At 41.6% G+C, this 20,573-nt stretch carries 15 protein-coding genes and 8 tRNA genes; 7 read left to right on the forward strand and 16 right to left on the reverse strand.

Annotated elements, in window-relative coordinates:
- Positions 1-65: 65 nt before the first annotated feature.
- From FTU36_RS09535 to FTU36_RS09580, 10 genes are all read right to left on the reverse strand, one after another.
- A tRNA-Val gene (locus FTU36_RS09535) sits at positions 66-141 on the reverse strand.
- Between the two features lie 98 nt (positions 142-239).
- A tRNA-Asp gene (locus FTU36_RS09540) sits at positions 240-316 on the reverse strand.
- A 44-nt stretch (positions 317-360) separates the two neighbouring features.
- Positions 361-436: transfer RNA gene (locus tag FTU36_RS09545), tRNA-Val, on the reverse strand.
- Positions 437-467: 31 nt separating this feature from the next.
- A tRNA-Asp gene (locus tag FTU36_RS09550) sits at positions 468-544 on the reverse strand.
- Between the two features lie 13 nt (positions 545-557).
- Positions 558-633, reverse strand: a tRNA-Val gene (locus tag FTU36_RS09555).
- A 21-nt stretch (positions 634-654) separates the two neighbouring features.
- Positions 655-731 (reverse strand) — tRNA-Asp (locus FTU36_RS09560).
- Between the two features lie 47 nt (positions 732-778).
- Positions 779-855: transfer RNA gene (locus FTU36_RS09565), tRNA-Asp, on the reverse strand.
- Between the two features lie 29 nt (positions 856-884).
- Positions 885-960 (reverse strand) — tRNA-Val (locus tag FTU36_RS09570).
- 461 nt (positions 961-1,421) lie between these two features.
- Complete coding sequence (gene elsL, locus FTU36_RS09575) at positions 1,422-1,916, reverse strand: cell wall-recycling L,D-carboxypeptidase ElsL (RefSeq protein ID WP_180007533.1); 495 nt, start codon at positions 1,914-1,916, stop codon at positions 1,422-1,424.
- Positions 1,909-2,343: a YbaN family protein gene (locus FTU36_RS09580; protein WP_168379293.1), complete on the reverse strand. Its 435-nt coding sequence runs from the start codon at positions 2,341-2,343 to the stop codon at positions 1,909-1,911. Before FTU36_RS09580 ends, elsL begins: the two co-directional genes overlap by 8 nt.
- Before the next feature lie 88 nt (positions 2,344-2,431).
- Between FTU36_RS09580 and FTU36_RS09585 the strand changes: the two genes are divergently transcribed.
- The 3 genes from FTU36_RS09585 to dapE all read left to right on the forward strand — a co-directional run bounded on the left by FTU36_RS09585 (position 2,432) and on the right by dapE (position 4,863).
- On the forward strand, positions 2,432-3,295 hold the full coding sequence (locus FTU36_RS09585; RefSeq protein WP_180117615.1) for a DUF1853 family protein: 864 nt from the start codon (positions 2,432-2,434) through the stop codon (positions 3,293-3,295).
- A gap of 163 nt (positions 3,296-3,458) precedes the next feature.
- The gene (locus FTU36_RS09590; protein ID WP_180004989.1) at positions 3,459-3,608 is read left to right on the forward strand and encodes an entericidin A/B family lipoprotein; all 150 of its coding nucleotides are present in this window, start codon (positions 3,459-3,461) and stop codon (positions 3,606-3,608) included.
- 121 nt (positions 3,609-3,729) lie between these two features.
- Entirely contained in the window at positions 3,730-4,863 is a 1,134-nt protein-coding gene (gene dapE, locus FTU36_RS09595) for a succinyl-diaminopimelate desuccinylase (protein WP_180039703.1), read from the forward strand.
- A gap of 68 nt (positions 4,864-4,931) precedes the next feature.
- Here the strand turns inward: dapE and FTU36_RS09600 are convergent, their stop codons facing one another.
- The 6 genes from FTU36_RS09600 to pilG form a co-directional block, all read right to left on the reverse strand.
- Complete coding sequence (locus tag FTU36_RS09600; protein ID WP_078191055.1) at positions 4,932-5,399, reverse strand: hypothetical protein; 468 nt, start codon at positions 5,397-5,399, stop codon at positions 4,932-4,934.
- Between the two features lie 3 nt (positions 5,400-5,402).
- The gene (locus FTU36_RS09605; RefSeq protein ID WP_180117617.1) at positions 5,403-9,917 is read right to left on the reverse strand and encodes an Hpt domain-containing protein; all 4,515 of its coding nucleotides are present in this window, start codon (positions 9,915-9,917) and stop codon (positions 5,403-5,405) included.
- A gap of 162 nt (positions 9,918-10,079) precedes the next feature.
- Positions 10,080-12,155 carry a methyl-accepting chemotaxis protein gene (locus tag FTU36_RS09610; RefSeq protein ID WP_078192256.1) on the reverse strand — a complete coding sequence of 692 codons (2,076 nt, stop codon included), beginning with the start codon at positions 12,153-12,155 and terminating at the stop codon, positions 10,080-10,082.
- A 44-nt stretch (positions 12,156-12,199) separates the two neighbouring features.
- Positions 12,200-12,736, reverse strand: coding sequence for a chemotaxis protein CheW (locus tag FTU36_RS09615; protein ID WP_078191058.1), 537 nt, complete (start codon positions 12,734-12,736; stop codon positions 12,200-12,202).
- Between the two features lie 6 nt (positions 12,737-12,742).
- The gene (locus tag FTU36_RS09620; protein WP_078191059.1) at positions 12,743-13,111 is read right to left on the reverse strand and encodes a response regulator; all 369 of its coding nucleotides are present in this window, start codon (positions 13,109-13,111) and stop codon (positions 12,743-12,745) included.
- A gap of 29 nt (positions 13,112-13,140) precedes the next feature.
- Positions 13,141-13,524: a twitching motility response regulator PilG gene (gene pilG / locus FTU36_RS09625; RefSeq protein WP_078191060.1), complete on the reverse strand. Its 384-nt coding sequence runs from the start codon at positions 13,522-13,524 to the stop codon at positions 13,141-13,143.
- Between the two features lie 343 nt (positions 13,525-13,867).
- On the opposite strand from pilG, the gene FTU36_RS09630 reads away from it, so the two are divergent.
- The 4 genes from FTU36_RS09630 to FTU36_RS09645 all read left to right on the forward strand — a co-directional run bounded on the left by FTU36_RS09630 (position 13,868) and on the right by FTU36_RS09645 (position 20,551).
- The gene (locus FTU36_RS09630) at positions 13,868-14,461 is read left to right on the forward strand and encodes a hypothetical protein (RefSeq protein ID WP_373684136.1); all 594 of its coding nucleotides are present in this window, start codon (positions 13,868-13,870) and stop codon (positions 14,459-14,461) included.
- 46 nt (positions 14,462-14,507) lie between these two features.
- On the forward strand, positions 14,508-15,611 hold the full coding sequence (locus tag FTU36_RS09635) for an efflux RND transporter periplasmic adaptor subunit (protein ID WP_180117619.1): 1,104 nt from the start codon (positions 14,508-14,510) through the stop codon (positions 15,609-15,611).
- Positions 15,612-15,634: 23 nt separating this feature from the next.
- Complete coding sequence (locus FTU36_RS09640) at positions 15,635-18,739, forward strand: efflux RND transporter permease subunit (protein WP_180117621.1); 3,105 nt, start codon at positions 15,635-15,637, stop codon at positions 18,737-18,739.
- 96 nt (positions 18,740-18,835) lie between these two features.
- Entirely contained in the window at positions 18,836-20,551 is a 1,716-nt protein-coding gene (locus tag FTU36_RS09645; protein ID WP_180048961.1) for a proline--tRNA ligase, read from the forward strand.
- Positions 20,552-20,573: the final 22 nt, after the last annotated feature.

Here is a 20,573-nt window from a genome sequence, read left to right on the forward strand (position 1 = left end):
CGGATTCTATGTAAATCAGAAAATTTAGGCAAGCTTTTGGATAAATAAGTTTCTATAGAAGAATATGGTGGGCGCTGACGGGATCGAACCGCCGACATTCTGCTTGTAAGGCAGACGCTCTACCAACTGAGCTAAGCGCCCTGAGCGAAGAGTAACAAAGCGAAGCCTTGTCTGAGCGCAAGAGAAAAATCCAAGATTTTTCTAAAGGCATTCTCTTGAACAGAGATTTTTAAGATAAATGGCGCAGCGGACGGGACTCGAACCCGCGACCCCCGGCGTGACAGGCCGGTATTCTAACCAACTGAACTACCGCTGCATCACGTAGTTTCTTTCGAAACACAACCTATATCTTAAAAGATATGGTGGGCGCTGACGGGATCGAACCGCCGACATTCTGCTTGTAAGGCAGACGCTCTACCAACTGAGCTAAGCGCCCTTAAAGGGTACAACAATTATATTCTTTGAAATGGCGCAGCGGACGGGACTCGAACCCGCGACCCCCGGCGTGACAGGCCGGTATTCTAACCAACTGAACTACCGCTGCATCGCAAAAAATATGGTGGGCGCTGACGGGATCGAACCGCCGACATTCTGCTTGTAAGGCAGACGCTCTACCAACTGAGCTAAGCGCCCTCAAAAGATCTATCATGTAAATGGCGCAGCGGACGGGACTCGAACCCGCGACCCCCGGCGTGACAGGCCGGTATTCTAACCAACTGAACTACCGCTGCACTTACACAATGTCGCTATTGTGGTTCAAACGAATTAAGATTTAAAGTGGCGCAGCGGACGGGACTCGAACCCGCGACCCCCGGCGTGACAGGCCGGTATTCTAACCAACTGAACTACCGCTGCACTCTAAATATCTTAACGCTGAAAAGGTTTGGTGGGCGCTGACGGGATCGAACCGCCGACATTCTGCTTGTAAGGCAGACGCTCTACCAACTGAGCTAAGCGCCCTTTTCAAAACATGTTCATCGTTTGATGAGGTGCATTATAGAGAATCCTCACGGTCTGTCAAACGCTTTTCTAACTCTTTTCCACTTTTTCTGTTTGAGTGATTAAAAAATAAGTTATATTGCGGAAAAATCAGTATTTTTGAACATTTTTTAGCTATAAACCTGTAAATTTATTACTAAAAATATGACTTATATTCTGCATCATTCACATAAAAACAGTTTTTCGCGTGGACTCATAGCTAATCGTTCAGCGAACCGACGATTAATTCACCACACACACTGCATTCTAAAACACCCTAGTGTACAAAATACATTCAAACACGACTTTCTGTTGGTTTGCGAGCATTAGTCCTGACAAAAGTCCTGACAAAAAAACGCCTTTCAAACTCACTTTAATTTTTCAAATCTTTGTTTTGATGCCATGAACTTCGGTTTTCATGGCTTGTGCTTTTAACGACGTGTTCAATGTTCAGTGATGTAAACCAGCGCATTTAATGGAATCAATTGATAAAGTTCTACAACATCGCTGTTTCGCATGCGAATACAACCATGTGACATAGGTATACCCATTGGTTCAGTATCTGGTGTGCCATGAATATAAATATAACGCTGATAAGTATCACAGCCCTCACCCACATTAAAGCCGGGTTCCAAACCACTGAGCCACAATATTCGAGATAAAATCCAATCCCGCTCAGGATGTAATGCGGCAAGTTGCTCGTCGTAAACCTCACCTGTCCACTGACGTGCTTTAAAAACTGCATTTTGAGGTTGTTGTCCACCAAACTTTTCCGCAATTTGATGCCAACCACGTGGAGTCTTACCACTATTTTCTTGTTCACCAATGCCATTTTTACCCGATGAAATTAGATAAAACTTATTGAGCTTCGGCAAAGTTAAAGTTTGATCTTTCAAGTTAATCAGGATATCGGCTTGATCTTGGGTATATTCAGACATGCTCTTGCTCTTTCTGCTTATCTTTATCTACTGGTTGTGTCTGCGGCGATGTTTCAATAGTCCGTATCTGATTTGGCTCAGGTCGTGTCCATAACCAAATGCCAACAATCAACATGGTTAAGTCAGTGAAAATCTTGACGGCAATCGGTGCTGATGTAAAAAGCATAATCAGACCACTCACAAACATCATGATCGATGCAAACCATTTTGCTTTGCGTGGGACTGTGCCATTTTCGCGCCAAGCGCGTAAGGTTGGCCCATATTTAGGATGATTCAACAACCACGCATCCATTTGAGGCCAACCTTTTGAAGCCGCCCATGCCGCTAATATTAAGAAGACTGTCGTGGGCATTCCCGGCAATAAAGCCCCTATAAAGCCTAAAATGACAAAGACAACCACTAAGCTTCGCCAAAACAACGTCTTCATACCGCTACCCTGAACTTTCAATTCAGGTAGTATAAGATGTTTTTAACAATTATCCGTTGTTATTCTGCATTATTCAAAAGGTTTCAATATGGCTGTAGCCCCGACAACGTCGTCTTATTTTGAGCCATGGTTGCAATTTAAACAGCCCTTAGTTCGCCAATTGGCTTTCTGTATTGCTAGCCCAAATATTCTGCAGCAAATTCCCAATGAACTCGAAATCCGCTATCCCTTTCATTTTCATCCAAGCGAGCTTTGGCAAAAACATTTTGAAGCCTACCTTCCCCGTTTAAAACAACTCGAACAACACCCAAGTGCATTAGTAGAATTTTTACAAAAATTAAAAAGTACTCGCCTTGGTTTACGTTTCGAAATGTTTATATGGTTTTGGCTTCTCGATCACCCATACCATCCCTACCAGTTACTCGGACATAGCATTCAAAAAATTGACGGCCCTCGTACAGTAGGTGAACTCGATTTTGTTTTAAAAAATACCGAAAGTGGTGAAGTTGAACACTGGGAAGTGGCTTTAAAATATTATCTAGCCGAGCGTGATTTTCAATTACCCTATTGGTATGGCTTAAATCGTAGTGATACTTTGGCTCGTAAGCTTAATCATTTCACCCAAAAACAATTCCAATTTGATGAAGCACTTGGGCAGCAAATTCAACAGCGCTATTGTGTTTTAAAAGGTCAATTATATTTACCTATTCAGCGTACCAACACATTGCCAAACTGGGTCAATCCTGCGCGCAGAATAGGTCAATGGGGACACGCTATTCCATCCACAAGTCAAGGCTATTATCGCTTACAACGACATGAATGGATCTGCGTGCAGCAGCAACCCACAAGTGAAACCGCTCATTGGTGGACAGATGGCCTGTATAAAAAAAGCAGTGATGAAAGCTATTATATGTATAGACAACCACGCTTGGTTTTACCGCAAATCACTTAAAATAACGGAAGACGAAATTTGTAGTTTAGTAGAAATTACATTAATTTACTTAATCACCATAAAAACCACCTACTGTTTAATACGGCCATTTTTTAATCTAAATCTCACATCAGAATAATTTATTCCTCTAAAAATTATTCTTTCATAATGGAGAATACAGTCAATGAAAAAAATTCTAGCTGCATCACTTATGGTCGCTTTTATACTGACAGGTTGTAATACAGTAAAGGGTATGGGTCAAGACGTATCTAAAGCTGGAGATGCGGTAACCAATACTGCAGAGAAAACTTCAGAAGAAATTCGCCGCAATTAATTTATTTCCCAAGATTTTATAAAAGAGCCCTATTTTTTTAATAGGGTTTTTTACGTCTAAATTTCCCTTCGCTTGTTGATTCGCCTATTATATTGCGACATTTTTGACTTCTGTATTTAGCATGACCTCAACAGCAACTCTTGATCTCAGCCTAGAACTACTTCGCCAACCGTCGGTGACACCGATTGACCATACCTGCCAGAACATTATGGCGGATCGTTTAGCCAAAATTGGCTTTAACATTGAAAATATGCGTTTTGATGATGTAGATAATCTTTGGGCACGTAAAGGGACTGAAGCACCAGTATTTTGCTTTGCAGGTCATACGGATGTAGTACCTACGGGTAACTTGGATGCATGGGGTTCTGACCCATTTCTTCCTGAAATTCGCGACGGTAAACTGTATGGTCGTGGCAGCGCAGATATGAAAACCGCGTTGGCAGCTATGGTTGTTGCTTCAGAACGTTTTGTTGCAAAGCATCCAAATCATAAAGGTTCGATTGCATTTCTTATTACCTCTGACGAAGAGGGTCCTTCGATCAACGGGACTGTCAAAGTTGTTGAAACTTTAGAAGCGCGTAATGAAAAAATGACTTGGTGTTTGGTGGGTGAACCATCTAGCACCAACACACTTGGCGATATTGTTAAAAATGGTCGTCGTGGTTCGCTAAATGCCAATTTAACGGTTAAGGGTAAACAAGGGCACGTTGCTTACCCACATCTAGCGGTCAATCCAATCCATACAGCATCAAAGGCACTGGCTGAACTTTGCGATACCGTGTGGGATAATGGCAACGAATACTTCCCCGCAACATCTTTTCAAATTTCCAATATCAATGCCGGTACAGGCGCAACCAACGTTGTTCCGGGCACGATGAATTTACTCTTTAACTTCCGCTATTCAACAGAAGTGACGGCGGACGAACTCAAAGCACGCACCTTGGAAATTCTAGATCGTCATGGCGTTGAATATGATATCTCTTGGACCTTATCTGGTCTTCCATTCCTCACCCCTGTCGGTGAGTTAGTGAATGCCGCACGTGATGCCATTCGTGATGTTACAGGGACAGAAACTGAACTTTCGACCAGTGGTGGTACTTCTGATGGTCGATTCATTGCGCCTACAGGTGCGCAGGTGCTTGAGTTAGGTGTTTTAAATGCCACGATTCACCAAATCAATGAACACGTCAATGTGGCAGAACTGGAGCCACTTTCTGAAATTTACGAAAAGATTTTAGAAAACCTGTTGGCTTAAGTATTCCCTGCATAGTCAAAAAAAGGAACTCCATTGAGTTCCTTTTTTATATCTCGTTTTTGCAAATATTAAGCCGCTTGAAGCCCGATGCTGTTTTGAATATTGGCTAAATTTGGAATATGAAATACCTGATCGGCCATGCGTACATATTGGAAAATATTTGCGTCTTTCACGGCTTTTTCTTCATCAACCACTTCAGAAATACGCAGACGAATGGTTTTCGGCATTTCATTACACATCAGTGCAAAACGCTGTCCAACATCATCGCCTTCAATCACCAAAGCCACGCCCTGATTTTTGGCAGGATCATTGACCGAGAAAACTGGCAATTTCAATTCATGCCATTCAACAAAAGGAACCTTGGTTGCACTATCGAGCGCTGAAAGCACAATATTTTGTGGCAACAACATTGGCTCTTTACCATGACAATCAATGATATACGCATCGATAAAACCGGTAGAAACCGTAATGAGATGTTGCAGTTCCTGCTGATCAATTTTATCGCTGACAACCTGAGAAACAGTATTTTGGCTCATAGATTACCCCTGCTTTTCTGCAATTAAAGCTTCAATATTGGCAAGCAATTCAGCTTCTTGGAATGGTTTACCCATATAGTGAGTCACACCTAAGCTAAATGCACGCTCACGATGTTTTTCACCTGTACGCGATGTAATCATAATGATTGGCAAGTCACGGTGAATGTCGTGGTGACGAACTAAGTTGGTCACTTCGAAACCATCCATACGTGGCATTTCAATATCGAGTAACATCAAGTCTGGACGAACATTTTCAAGCTGTTCAATCGCATCAACACCATCTTTCGCAGTCACGATGTCATAACCTTGACGTTCAAGTAAGCGCGAAGTCACCTTACGTACAGTTACCGAGTCATCGACAATCATCACTAAACGACGCGCATTGGCTTGACGGCCCAAATCACGCTGCTCAGCTGAATGTTTAACACGCTGCGTGGTTTGAATTTGACGTGCAATATTTTGTCCATCCAAAATCAAACATACATGACCATCACCCAGAATCGTGGCACCTGCAATCGCGCCCACACTGGTAAATTGTTGACCAATTGGTTTCACCACGATTTGAGAACGTGAACCCACCAGCTGATCGACCAATAAAGCAATAGTTTGACCACTGTTGCCTTTAATTAGTAGTACAGGCAGTGAATGACCGACATTATTTAAACGTGGAATTGGCTGATTACCCACAAACTCTGATAAGTAACGCAGTTTGTAATTGGTGTTGTCAATTTTAAACACGTCATCCTTACTATTGAAGTAAGTTTCGAGTGCCGTAGGTGCAATACGGACAATACGTTCAATTTGCGCTAATGAAATCGCATATTGCTGATCGCCAGCTTTCACCATCAAGGCATCGCTGACCGCTACCGTCGTTGGTACACGAATGGTAAAGGTTGTCCCTTTACCTAACTCAGACTCAACGGAAACATGGCCACCCAAGGCTTTAATTTCACTTTGCACCACATCCAGACCAACACCACGACCTGAAATTTGCGTTACCGCTTGTGCCGTTGAGAAACCTGGATGAAAGATCAATTGCAAAATTTCTTGTTTATCGAGGAACTGATCCGCTTTGATTAAACCAAGTTTTAAAGCTTTGTCTTTAATCTTGGCTTCATCAATCCCTTTACCATCATCACTGAAAGACACCAGTACATCAGTACCCTGACGACTAATATTCAAGACAATGCTACCCACTTCTGGCTTTTTCAAAGCCAAACGGTCAGCAGGATCTTCTAAACCATGGTCGACCGCATTACGCAGCATATGTTCAAATGGTGTCACCAAACGCTCTAAGATCGTACGGTCCAATTCACCTTCTGTATTTTGAACAATCAATTCTGCAGGACGGTTCAAGGTCGAAGAGGTTTGACGCACAATACGTTGTAAACGTGGTAACAAACGATCAAATGGCACCAAACGGGTACGCATCAGACTTTCTTGAATTTCTGACTGAATACGTGATTGTTGTAATAACAGACCTTCCGCATCACGGATTTTTTCTGCCAAGGTGCTCTTGAAGTCGACCAAATCCGACGCAGATTCAGCTAAAGATTTTGACAATTGGTTAATCGATGAATATTGGTCCATCTCCAATGGGTCGAAATCCGCATAGCGTGAATTTTCAGAACCATGTTTGGCAATAATTTGTGACTCAAGCTCACCATCCATTCGACGTAACTGGTCAGCAAGTCGCTTAATCGCCAACTCCATTTCATTCAATGTATTGCCTAGCTGACCTAAGTCCATCTCAATACGTGAACGGTTAATCGAGTTTTCGCCTGACAAGTCAATCATCTTCTCGACGAGATCAGCCGAGATACGAATCATCTCATTACTGTTATCAGACGAATTGGCTTCTGACCACTCACCCAACATCGATGGCGGTTCAACACCATCACCTTGAATAAATTCAAAGCCTTTACTGACAATACCTTGTTCTAATTCTGCAACACGGTTTGGTAATTGAACCGTAACATCCACATATTGAATGGACTCTAAGCTCAATTTGATACTGTCAAAATTACTATAGTCATGGTTAAAGATCGCTTCTTTTAACCATGCCAAGGTCGTTTTGAGTAAGCCGTCATATGCATTTGAGTTGAAATGATGAACCGCGAAATGCTCAAAAGTCGTCTCTAGTTGATACGCAATTGCGGCAACAGGTTCATTTTCAACCATACGTGCACCACCTTTAATACTGTGGGCAGCACGTTGTAATTGAAGTAATACGTTACGGTCACTACGTTGCTCAGTCCATTGATTTAATAATTGAACGGCTTGTTCAAGAATTTCCTCAGACTCTTCAAGGAAGGTTTCTTCCATGACAGAACGTAGATCGTCATCTGGATGCTCAACATGTTCAGCAACCGCATGTTCAAGATGTTCAACAGCAGACTCAGTGTGAGCAGTGGTGTGAGCTTCAACCACTGCGTCTGCTGTGTCTTCAGCAATATTCATCGGCTCTGACACCGACACATCTGGCTCTACTGTAGCCTGTTCAGTTTCAGTTGAAATAGGAGCTGTAGCCAATGCAGCAGGTTCTGAACGCTCTCCTGCCACAATTGACTGAATATTCTTGAGAATATCGATGACATTATTCGCAGGGTAGTCGATCCCTTGATCACGAATGGTTTGAATACGATCTGAAATATCATCCTGCACCAAGCGAATAATCTGAATCAACGCAGGCGTAATCGAAATTTGCTGACGAATAATGCGCTCATAAATCGATTCTAATTCATGCGAAATTAAACCCACATGAGATGCGGCAATCATATTTGCACCACCTTTTAGGGTATGCAAATAACGCATTAAATTATTCAAAGCTGAAGTATTGGTCTGATCACGTGTCCAAGTACTGAGGTCTTGGTCAATCCCCACCAATAATTCTTCTGCCTCTTCAATAAAGATCCCTAAAAGATCTTCATCAAAGTCATTATTCGCATCCGCCGCTTGCATCTGTTGATGATCAAGTTGAATACGCTGACTTAATTGTGCAAAGTCTACTGCTGTTGTATTTGGAACAGCGGCTTTATCTTCTACAGTGGCAACAGGTTCAGCAACTACATGGGCTTCTGGTGTTGTCGTCGCTGCAACTGCTTCAATGTCTTGTTGAACAAATGCAGTCAGCTCATTTAAGAAACGCTGAACCTCTTCACTTAACACCACACGCTGACCCGCAGCTAAAGTGTCAAATAAGTGAATAAACTCTTGATGTGCTTGCGCAAATAACTCATAGCCATAATCAGCATGGAGTAATTCACGCTTTTCAACTAAAGACTGATATGCTGCACGCAGTTGAGTTGTGAAATCATGGATTCCAACAGACGCACGATTATCCGTATGTTCAATCAACTCTAAAGCTTGTTGACTGAGCTGTTGAATATAGTCTGGGAATTCAGCAAGGGCACGTTTATCAAACTCAAATTCAGCATCCAATAACTGATCAATATTTAATTCGATTAGTTTAGAAACCAAACCTTGTGGATTATCTTCAGGCGCCAATTGATCTTGGCTAGCAAAACCATAATCATCCCAAGCGGCTTTGAAGGTTTCATAAATAGATGCAAGATTTGCCTTATCTCCTGAACGCAGCACGTGTAAATAATCACGAACAAATTCAGCATATTGAATCAATAAAGCAGTTTCTTTCGAGCTCGATACGATTTCGTCTTGCAATAAGGTTTTGAATAAATTTTCAACTTTTGAACTGGCTTCAAAAATCTCTTCGATTTGTGCCATCGACGAACTACCACGTAAGGTGTGTAGCGCGCGAATCAAGCCATTATAGTCTTGTGATTTACTATCATCAGATTGGAGGAACTGATCAATCGTTTGTAGATGTTCTTCAGCTTCTTCAATAAAAATGCTCACAGTCTCTTCGACCAGTGATGCATCTGCATCCACTTGCTCAAGAGTTGTTTCTGATTCGGCCACTGCATCGATCGTGCTTTCAACTACTTCCACATGTTCTGTAGTTTCAACTTCAGTCAGCTCTAAACCAGTGACAGCATCTTCAGATTTTAATTGATCTGCCAGTTTTAATAATTCTTCGAGTGCAGGCTCAAGGCTAATATTTTGTTGTAATTGTTGCCCCATTAAAACCAATGGACGTAAGTCAACATCCAATTCGGCAACATTTTTAAACCGTGGATAGAGCTTATATTGATAAACATTTAAAACTGTTTGTGCAAACTTTTGAACGGTTGGCGTTAACTGTACTGAACCTGCAATAACACGATTCAGCGTATCTTCCACTGCCCATGCAGTTTCACCCGCCGATTTTGCCCCGACCATACGACCTGAACCTTTCAGGGTATGGAAATGACGACGAATCGTCGTTAAAGTGTCTTTATCTTGTGGATTTTCCAACCAAGTTGTAAATAAACCCGCCAGCTCTTCAAAGATCTCTTCTATTTCTTCAACAAAAATCTCTAAAATTTCTGCATCTTGATCAAGATAACTATCTTCAGGAAGCGTAGTTGTTTCAACTAAATTTTTTAATATTTCTTTCATAGCTAAGGCTTCTTATGTTTTGCCACCAAGAAGGTTGCTCAAACTTAATTGTAACCATCACCTAAGACTTAACTGTGACGTTAAGTTCACCTTATCGATGTGTTATCTGTAATCGGTGCAGTACCCTAACCGTAGCTAAGGTACTGCAGGTTTGCGCCTGACTTACTCTGGGAGTTTAAAGTCAGATACAGATTCACGTAATGATTCAGCCATGTTCGCCAATTCAGATACCGAACGTGCAGTATCAAATGTTGCACTGGTGGTTTGCGAGGTAATTTCTTGTACAACGTTCATCGTTGTCGCAATATGACCTGCTGAAGCAGACTGAAGTTTTGCAGCATCCGAAATGTTTGCAATCAGTTTCGCCAAGTTACCCGATACAGACTGAATTTCATCCAGTGCTACGCCGGCATCCTTAGACAAGTTCGCACCACGTACAACTTCCGAAGTCGTTTGTTCCATTGAAATTACGGCTTCGTTAGTATCCGTTTGAATGGTTTTTACCAAGCCTTCAATCTGTTTGGTTGCAGACGCTGAACGTTCCGCAAGACGCTGTACCTCATCCGCTACCACGGCGAAACCACGACCTGCTTCACCCGCCATCGACGCCTGAATTGCTGCGTTTAATGCCAAGATGTTCGTTTGGTCGGCAATATCGTTAATCAGTGCGACAATGTTACCAATCTCTTGAGAAGACTCACCCAAACGTTTAATACGTTTTGAAGTTTCTTGAATCTGCTCACGAATCGTGTCCATACCTTCAATTGAACGGTTTACAACATCTGCACCGTTTGCAGCAATTTGTACTGAACGTTCTGCTACGACAGCTGATTCTTCAGCGTTCGAAGATACTTGGTCAATCGACATTGCCATTTCGTTAATCGCGGCAGATGCACCAGCAATCTCTTGCGCCTGATGCTCAGATGCTTCGGCAAGCTGGTTGGTAATACCCTGCGTATTCGCCGTATATTGTGCAACTTCTTGAGAAGTTTCTGTAATACGCGATACAAGGTCACGTAATTGGTCGATTGCGAAGTTAATCGAGTCGGCAATCGCACCCGTAAAGTCTTCAGATACCGTCGCATACGAACGTAAGTCACCGTCTGCAAGATCGGCAATTTCATCGAGTAAACGTAAAATCGCGTTCTGGTTACGGTCATATTCTTCTTGAAGACGGGTTACACGGAATTTATCCGATTGACCACGTAAAGAAAGAAGTTTGAACACACAGATCAAGAAGGCTGTTAAAGCAAGAATCAACAGTACCGCAGGTAAAATGGTTTTCAAGCCTGTGCTAGAAGACAATTGATTTAAGTTGTCCAACAATTTGTCTGACTCAGCAAAAATTTGTGAAGATGCTTTACGTACGTTCACAATTTGCGTTGAGTTTTTCAAAATTGTCGCAGCCGCTGATTTTAATACATCGTCATATTCAGCTTTAATGCCTTCAAGTGACTCACGTAATTCAGGGCTTTCAATACGTTGTACACCAAGCTCTGTACTACCATCCAATTGGGCATTTAAGTACAAACCGAAGGTTTCAGTATCGGCACTGAAGTCATCCGCAGACTCACGTGAGCTATCAGAACCTGAAAGTACCGAACTGATCGAACGTAAAATACGTTCTGCAATGAATACTTGGTTTTTCGCAATAACCACCTGGTTCGAAGGCATGTCTTGACGTGCCATTTGGTCGACCATCAAGTTATATTCCGCCTGAATCCCCGGAATGGTTTCACCAATCGCGATGTTCGTGTCATATAACTTGTTAATGATTTTTTGTTGCGAAGTAATCAAGTCAATACTTTTTGAAACCTCAGCCCACTGCGTATCTACAGATTTCAGCGCATCTGTATTTGCATGAATGTCTTTTACAGTTTCTAAGTTTTCTTTGAACGAATCTTGAGAGGCAATTAATTTTTTCATTGCATCTTCAGTACCTGAAGCAGTTGCCTCAGTTGCTTGACGCGAAATTGTTTGCGAAAGAAGACGGAGTTCACCCAAACTTTGCGTTAATTGGTTACCGCGAGGAACGCTATAGAATAGGTATAATAAAATAATCGTTGCCAGTACTAATGAACCAATCGCACCATAAATAAATGGTTTGGATTTTTCACTATCACCAAAAACTCGAGATAATTGATCTGTCTGTGATTGCAGTTTTGCCAGAAAAGCATTACCGCCTTTACGACCACTGGTGCTTTCACCCGTATTTTTCTTTTTAAGTTTAAAGCCCATTCAGCTTCTCCCCGATTACGCCTTCTTTCGTTCGTGCGCGACAATTAATTTATAAATTTTATAGATGCGTTCATGTATTTTGGATTTTGCAGTAAACGACTGAAGAGAAATACATTCCACTGCTGGTTATGCTGGTGGAAATACCCCTGACAATATTCCTGTAAATTTCGATCCAACTCATTATGTTTAGAAAAATAACTTTTCTTATTAAAGTGTTGAATACCCAAAACTTGATCGACTACCAAACCGACATAATGGTCATTATGACTAATACATAAAACTTTTTGAGTGGGTGAAAAACTACTTCGATGACCGGTTATATATTGTGCTAGGTCAGACAAAGAAAGTAAGCGTCCCCGAATATTGGCTAATCCCATCACCCAAGGTTGGGTGTTGGGAACTGGCGTATATTTTGGTGGGTAGATCACTTCAGCTACTTCACCTAAAGGAGCAACGTAATATTGCCCCATCATCTCAAAAGCAATGCCTGACCATCGGTTTACTTCATTTTCAGTGGAAACGTAGTTTTTGTTTCCTCGTTTTGCGATTCGAAGTAATTCGATAAATCCATTTGCTGCCATAGAGCTTTATCCTGCATTGAGGTGTTGCTTAATCACATCAATTAATTGTTTTTCGTCTACAGGTTTAGTTAGATAATCAGAAGCACCTTGGCGTTTACCCCAAACACGGTCAGTTGCCTGATCTTTGGTACTTACAATGACAATCGGGATATGTTTGGTGGTCGCACCACGTGCAATTTGACGTGTTGCTTGGAATCCATTCACACCCGGCATTACCACATCCATTAAGACCAAATCAGGTAACTCAGCTTGAGCCATTGTCACCCCATCTGCCCCATTTGAAGCTTCAATCACTTCAAAACCGTGTTTACCTAAAATTTCTTTAAAACGGAATGTTTCTGTTGGTGAATCATCAACGATTAGGATACGTGCCATGCTTTTTCCCCAAAAAATAAAAAATCTAATTAAGCTGTAACGTGATTACGGATTGCATTCAGCAATTCATCTTTACTGAATGGCTTAGTCAAGTATTCATCCGAACCTACAACACGACCCTTCGCCTGATCAAATAAACCATCTTTACTTGAAAGCATAATCACAGGAATATTTTGATAATTTTGAGAGTTTTTAATCAGGGCACAAGTTTGATAGCCATCTAGACGTGGCATCATTATATCGACAAATACGATATCTGGATTCGCATCTGCAATTTTTGAAAGTGCTTCAAAACCATCTACAGCAGTGACTACTTCACATCCTTCACGCTGAAGCAGCGTTTCGGCCGTACGACGAATGGTTTTTGAATCATCAATTACCATGACTTTTAGATTTTGGAATTTATCGTCCATTTATTGACCCTACCCATTGAGGATGTACAAACAATTAAGTTAGCAGCATTATTATTTACAAGTTGTGAACATTTTTAACATATCTTTACTTGCGTTTTCAATGAACATTTTCTGCGCAAACACACAAGATTTCTTGTTTTTATTAACTGCTTCACACTTTCCGATGACCAACGATTTTTTTTTAACTTGGAATAGTATTTAATTGTCTTAATTAAGCATATTATAGCAAGATTATTACTTTAAAATAAGTAATTTAGTCAACTTTAAACTGGGGAGTACAAGGTTGAGTCCGCTTACAAAAAAAATTCACTTGATTGGCCTTAAACATTTCTCAAAAAAAGTCATCCTGACGACTTGTTTACTGGCTTATACCCCGCTTTTATTTGCTGCACCAACCAATACGCAGCAACCACAAAAGGCGACTTGGTATCGTTACTATGACAGTAAAGGTGTAGCAAACATCAGTACCAATGTGACACCAAATCACATCCGCTATGGTTATGAAGCACTTGATCAAAATATGCAAGTGATTAAACGTAACCGCCCCTACAATGCTGAAGCGGACGTTAGACAAGCTCCTCAGCGTGCTGCCCAAGCACGTCAGCAAGCTTCAGATATCAAACTTAAAAAAGCCTATACCAATAGCCGAACTGCGGCCATTAAAAAGCGTGATGCACTGACTGGTATACGTAAACAGATCGTGTTTGAACAAGAACAATTAAAACAATTACAAAATGATCGTGTATTATTTGTTCGCCAAGAACGTGAACATTTTCGAAAAGGTGAAACCGTTCCGGCAAAATTAAAAACAATGTTGGATAATAATCAAAAAAATATGGTAGCGAAAAAAGAATACATTCAATCGTTACAAACTCGCTATCGAAATACAGAAGCTGAATACGACAGAATTATTACGCGTTTAAAAGCGATGGAATAAACTTGTTATTCAATTGCTTTTGTAGACCGCTGATATAAGGACCATTATGCAATCTGCACAGCAATCATCCCCATTTTTAAAGCTTAGCCTGCTTTGCATAAGCCTGACTTTGGCTGCATGTCAAAAAGAAGATTCGCAGCAAAGTGTAAAACCAGAAAATAAGATTGAATTGATTCAACAAGATCTGGTCACGATCGAACAAGGCAACGCAATTTCAAAAACGGCCTTTACAGGCACCATTCGGGCGGTCAATCAGAGCAGTATTCAAGCCCAAGTCACTGCGACTGCAACCAATGTTAATGCAGAGGTCGGACAACGTGTCAGCAAAGGCCAAGTATTGGTGCATTTAAATAATCAAGACAACGCAGCACGTCTTGCTCAATCTCAAGCGAACCTCGCATCCACGCAAGCTCAAGCCAATCAAGCCAAACTAATGATGGAGCGCAAACAGCGTTTGCTGAATCAAGGCTTTATTTCCAAAGTAGAGTTTGAACAAAGTCGTGTCGATTACCAAGCTCAAATGGAAAATGTTCGTGCCCAACAAGCCAATGTCGATATTGCACGTAAAGCCAATCAAGACGGCACCATTTATAGTCCTATCCAAGGCGTGATTACCAAACGTGATGTTGAACCGGGACAAACGGTTGCTGCCGGACAAACCCTTTTTGAAATCGTCAATCCAGACCAATTAGAAATTCAAGCCAAATTACCAAGTGATCAGCAGGCAGCGCTGAAAATTGGACAAAAGATTGAATATAACATCCAAGGCAATAGCAATTTACTCACAGCACAAATCAGCCGAATTTCACCGATTGCCGATCAAGCCAGTCGTCAAATTGAATTTTTTGCAGCCCCAAATGAAACCATTACATCATTAAGTATTGGTGCTTTTGTCGAAGGTCACATCTTAGGTACAGATAACATTTCAGGCCAAAAAATTCCACTCGACACCATTCAAAGTTTAAAAGACCAACCTTATGTCTGGGTCATACGTCAAAATAAAATTGCCAAAGTACCTGTACAAATTTTGAATCAGAGTTATAGCAATAACACCGCGATTGTTCAGGGCTTACAAAATAGTGATCTGATCAGCCGAATTAAATTTAATGATTCAGATATCAAACAAGATGTAAGTATCAGCCAAAATTAAAAGAATAAGGCAGGACAGTTGTTATGTGGTTAACCCGAATTAGTGTGAAATATCCTGTTTTCACCATCATGATGATGTTCTGTCTGATGGTACTAGGACTCGCATCTTGGCAACGTATGGGTGTTGAAGAGTTTCCTGATGTCGACTTCCCTTTTGTTGTTGTCTACACCAACTATCCGGGTGCTTCTCCTGAGTCTGTCGAATCTGAAATCACCAAGAAACTTGAAGATCAGATCAATACCATTTCAGGCCTCAAGCAAGTCATTTCTCAATCCAGTGAAGGTTTATCCACGGTCATTGTCGAATTTAATCTAGACGTCTCATCCTCTGTAGCTGCACAGGATATTCGAGATAAAATTGCACCGGTAACCGCACAATTTCGTGATGAAATTGATGACCCCATTGTAGAACGCTACGACCCTACTGCCAGTGCGATTATGTCGATTGTTTTTGAATCAAAGGACATGTCTTTACGTGATTTGAGTTCCTATCTCAATCAACGGATTGTGCCACAGCTCAGAACAGTTCCCGGTGTAGGTACGGTCAATTTATTGGGCGATGCGCAGCGACAAATTCGAATACAAGTAAATCCGCAAAAATTACAAAGTTTCGGGATTGGGATAGACCAAGTTATAAACACCCTAAAATCTGAAAATATTGAAGTTCCGGGGGGGACTTTAAAGCAAAAGAATTCAGAATTGGTGGTCGAAATTAAATCTCGGGTTATTCACCCAAACTCATTCGGTGATTTAGTGGTTGCCAATAAAAATGGCGCGCCGATTTATCTCAAACAAATTGCTGAAATAGAAGATAGCCAAGCTGAAATGGAGTCGAGTGCTTATCTGAATGGTAAAACAGCCGTCGCTGTCGACATTCTGAGAAGTTCGGACTCTAATGTAATTGAGGTGGTTGATAATACCCGTAAAACCTTAAGTAAAATCCAACAGCAATTGCCGAAAGGCACGACCGCAGAAATTGTGGTTGATTCTTCAAAAGGTATTCGTGGCAGCATTAAAGACGTGGCACGTACGATTATTGAAGGTGCAGTACTTGCGGTACTCATTGTATTGTTATTTCTCGGCTCATTTCGTTCGACAGCCATTACAGGTTTAACCCTACCGATTTCGCTACTAGGTACCCTCACCTTTGTTTGGATTTTTGGTTTTACCATCAATATGATGACCCTACTGGCTCTCTCACTGAGTATCGGTCTCCTGATTGATGATGCCATTGTGGTTCGTGAAAATATTGTCCGCCATGCCGATATGGGCAAGGACCATGTCACCGCTGCACTCGACGGCACGAAAGAAATTGGTTTAGCCGTATTGGCCACAACATTGACCATTGTCGCTGTATTTTTACCTGTGGCATTTATGGGCGGTATTATTGGGCGTTTCTTCTATCAATTTGGTGTAACCGTCAGTACCGCTGTACTGATTTCGATGTTTGTGAGTTTCACCCTTGACCCCATGTTGTCTGCTCACTGGGCAGAGCGCCACGATCCAAATAAAAAGCCGGGTAAAATTAAACGTTTTTTTAACTGGATTTCGGGCAAGCTCGACAACCTAAGCCATCATTATGAAAAATTACTCAAGCTTGCTTTAAAATTTAGGCTCATTACCCTTTTAATCGCCGTCGCGTCTTTATTTGGCGCATTAGCTTTATCCAAACTGATCGGTACTGAATTTGTACCCGTACCAGACAAAGGTGAAATTCGGATCAAATTTGAAACACCCGTTGATGCAACCCTTGAATATTCGCAGGCGAAGCTTAAGCAAGTAGATCGTATCATTCGCCAACATCCAGAAGTCAAAGCCACTTATGGTGCAATTAATAGTGCCACTGATCGGGGTAAAAACCATGCCAGCATTCGTGTCACTGTTTCACCACGTACGGAGCGTAGTCAAACATTAACGGATCTCAACAATGAATTCCGTACCCGCTTAAAACATATAGCAGGTATTACTATTACCTCGATTGCCTCAGCTGATGAAACAGTATCGGGCGGCCAAAAGCCGGTTATGATTTCGATTAAAGGACCAGACTTAGATGAGTTACAACGCATTTCAGATCGATTCTTGGTTGAAGTTGCCAAAGTCGAAGGTATTGTCGACTTAGAAAGCTCACTCAAAGAACCTAAACCGACGCTAGGTGTACATATCAATCGCGTTTTAGCCAGTGATTTAGGTTTATCCGTCAATCAAATCGCCAATGTATTACGCCCTCTTCTTGCGGGGGATAATGTAACAACGTGGAAGGATGATAAAGGCGAAACCTATGATGTAAATTTACGTCTCACTGAAGATCAGCGTCGACTGCCAACTGACATTCAAAGCATGTACATCACATCACAAAAAACCGATGCTGCAGGCTTACCTATCTTGGTTCCATTGGCAAGTGTGGCAAGCTTTGAAGAAACACTTGGTGCTTCACAAATTAACCGTCGTGATCTGGCACGTGAAGTAATGGTTGAAGCCAACACAGCAGGACGTCCTGCGGGTGATATTGGTGCCGAAATCAATGAGATAGAGAAAAACTTCGACTTGCCACCAGGTTATAGTTTTGTCACGCAAGGTGCCAATAAAGATATGGCTGAGTCTGCGGCTTATGCAATGACAGCGATTACGCTCTCTATTGTGTTTATTTATATTGTTTTGGGTTCACAATTTAATAGCTTCATTCACCCTGCAGCCATTATGGCTTCATTGCCCTTATCATTGATTGGGGTATTCTTAGCCTTATTCTTATTTAATTCAACCATGAACCTCTTTTCCATTATCGGGATTATTATGCTCATGGGCTTGGTGACAAAGAACGCAATTCTACTCATCGACTTTATTAAAAAAGCCATGGATCATGGTGTAGATCGTTATGACGCAATTATTGAAGCAGGTAAAACCCGTTTACGCCCCATTTTAATGACTACCAGTGCAATGGTGATGGGTATGGTTCCGCTTGCACTTGGTCTGGGTGAAGGCGGTGAACAAAGCGCGCCAATGGCACATGCCGTGATTGGTGGTGTGATTACCTCTACCTTACTGACACTCGTGGTTGTTCCAGTGATTTTTACCTATTTGGATGATTTCCGAAACTTCCTTGCACGTCAGGCCAAAAAAATCATGTCATAATGACAAAATCTAAAATGAGGTGACTTTGGAAAATGTTCACCTCATTTTTTATTGTATACTCTCCACTTTAACGCTTAATTTTTTAGGACAGTTTCCATGCGCGCGAGTCGCTTTTTATTTGCAACGTTAAGAGAAACCCCAAACGATGCTGAAGTTATTTCACATCAGCTTATGCTTCGTGCCGGGATGATTCGTAAATTGGCTTCAGGTTTATACACTTGGCTGCCGATGGGCGTTCGCGTATTAAATAAAGTTGAAGCGATTATCCGCGAAGAGATGGATCGTGCTGGTTCACTTCAAGTCCTGATGCCTGTCACTCAACCTGCATCTTTATGGGAAGAATCAGGTCGTTTCGTACAATATGGTCCAGAACTTTTACGTTTTAAAGACCGTCATAACAATGACTTTGTACTTGGCCCTACACATGAAGAAGTGATTACAGATCTTGCTCGCAATGAGTTGAAAAGCTATAAGCAATTGCCTGCAAACTTCTACCAAGTACAAACCAAATTCCGTGACGAAATCCGCCCTCGTTTCGGTGTGATGCGTTCACGTGAATTCATCATGAAAGATGCCTATTCTTTCCATGTTGACCAAGCCTCTTTACAAGAAACCTATGACAACATGTATGCAGCTTACTGCAAGATTTTCACGCGTTTAGGTTTAAATTTCCGTCCAGTTCAAGCGGATACAGGTTCAATTGGTGGTTCGGGTTCTCATGAATTCCACGTACTTGCTTCTAGCGGTGAAGATGACATCGCATTCTCTACAGAGTCAGATTATGCTGCTAACGTAGAAATGGCTGAAGCCGTACTAGTTGGTGAACGTGCTGCTCCGACTAAAGCACTTGAAATTATTGATACACCAAATCAAAAAACCATAGCTGATGTTTCTGAATTCCTTAAATCAAAACCTGCTCAATCTGTAAAAGCATTGTTGGTTCAAGGTGTTGCTGAAGAAGGTAAAGCTGCGCCAGTGGTTGCCTTATTCCTACGTGGCGACCATGAACTGAATGAAATTAAAGCTGAAAAACACCCATTAATTGCTGCTCCATTGGCCTTTGCAACTGAAGCACAATTGGCTGACTTAGGTTTAACGGCTGGTTTCTGTGGCCCTCAAGGCTTAACCGAAAAAGGCATTACCGTTATTGTTGACCGTGCAGCGTCTGTACTTTCAGACTTTGTTGCTGGTGCAAACCAAGTCGATAAACATGCTGTAGGTGTAAACTGGGAACGTGATGCACAATACACCGAAGTTTATGACCTTCGTAATGTTGTTGAAGGTGACCCTTCTCCAGACGGTCAAGGTACAATCTTGATTAAACGTGGTATCGAAGTTGGTCATATCTTCCAGTTGGGTCAAAAATACTCTGAAGCACTTGGCTGTAAAGTCTTAGGTGAAGACGGCAAACCTCTCGTTGTGACTATGGGTTGCTATGGTATTGGTGTAACCCGTGTTGTTGCTTCTGCAATTGAACAAAACTTCGATGACAAAGGGATTATTTGGCCGTCTGCAATTGCTCCTTTCGAAGTTGCTATTGTGCCAATGAATGCGCATAAATCACCGCGCACGTTAGAAGCAGCTGAAGCACTGTATGCAGAATTAACTGCTGCTGGTTATGATGTTCTTCTAGATGATCGTAATGAACGTCCAGGTGTTAAATTCTCTGATATCGAGTTAACAGGTATTCCACACCGTATCGTTATTGGTGAGAAAGGTTTGGATGCTGGTACATTTGAGTACAAAGGTCGCCGTGATGAAGAATCAAGCAACCTCAGTAAAGAAGACCTTTTAGCGAAAATTGCAAAATAATTTGCGCTAAATATAAAAAAAT

It is taken from the genome of Acinetobacter sp. YH12096, from assembly GCF_013419215.1.
In the GTDB taxonomy this organism is placed as follows: domain Bacteria; phylum Pseudomonadota; class Gammaproteobacteria; order Pseudomonadales; family Moraxellaceae; genus Acinetobacter; species Acinetobacter amyesii.

What these genes read in the sequence shown, in the direction of transcription:
- FTU36_RS09640 (WP_180117621.1), top strand. Translation starts at nt 15,635, where the DNA reads ATGTGGTTAACCCGAATTAGTGTGAAATATCCTGTTTTCACCATCATG.
- FTU36_RS09620 (WP_078191059.1), bottom strand. Translation starts at nt 13,111, where the DNA reads ATGGCACGTATCCTAATCGTTGATGATTCACCAACAGAAACATTCCGT.
- FTU36_RS09580 (WP_168379293.1), bottom strand. Translation starts at nt 2,343, where the DNA reads ATGAAGACGTTGTTTTGGCGAAGCTTAGTGGTTGTCTTTGTCATTTTA.
- FTU36_RS09615 (WP_078191058.1), bottom strand. Translation starts at nt 12,736, where the DNA reads ATGGCAGCAAATGGATTTATCGAATTACTTCGAATCGCAAAACGAGGA.
- FTU36_RS09645 (WP_180048961.1), top strand. Translation starts at nt 18,836, where the DNA reads ATGCGCGCGAGTCGCTTTTTATTTGCAACGTTAAGAGAAACCCCAAAC.
- FTU36_RS09590 (WP_180004989.1), top strand. Translation starts at nt 3,459, where the DNA reads ATGAAAAAAATTCTAGCTGCATCACTTATGGTCGCTTTTATACTGACA.
- elsL (WP_180007533.1), bottom strand. Translation starts at nt 1,916, where the DNA reads ATGTCTGAATATACCCAAGATCAAGCCGATATCCTGATTAACTTGAAA.
- FTU36_RS09605 (WP_180117617.1), bottom strand. Translation starts at nt 9,917, where the DNA reads ATGAAAGAAATATTAAAAAATTTAGTTGAAACAACTACGCTTCCTGAA.
- FTU36_RS09610 (WP_078192256.1), bottom strand. Translation starts at nt 12,155, where the DNA reads ATGGGCTTTAAACTTAAAAAGAAAAATACGGGTGAAAGCACCAGTGGT.
- pilG (WP_078191060.1), bottom strand. Translation starts at nt 13,524, where the DNA reads ATGGACGATAAATTCCAAAATCTAAAAGTCATGGTAATTGATGATTCA.
- FTU36_RS09585 (WP_180117615.1), top strand. Translation starts at nt 2,432, where the DNA reads ATGGCTGTAGCCCCGACAACGTCGTCTTATTTTGAGCCATGGTTGCAA.
- FTU36_RS09635 (WP_180117619.1), top strand. Translation starts at nt 14,508, where the DNA reads ATGCAATCTGCACAGCAATCATCCCCATTTTTAAAGCTTAGCCTGCTT.
- dapE (WP_180039703.1), top strand. Translation starts at nt 3,730, where the DNA reads ATGACCTCAACAGCAACTCTTGATCTCAGCCTAGAACTACTTCGCCAA.
- FTU36_RS09600 (WP_078191055.1), bottom strand. Translation starts at nt 5,399, where the DNA reads ATGAGCCAAAATACTGTTTCTCAGGTTGTCAGCGATAAAATTGATCAG.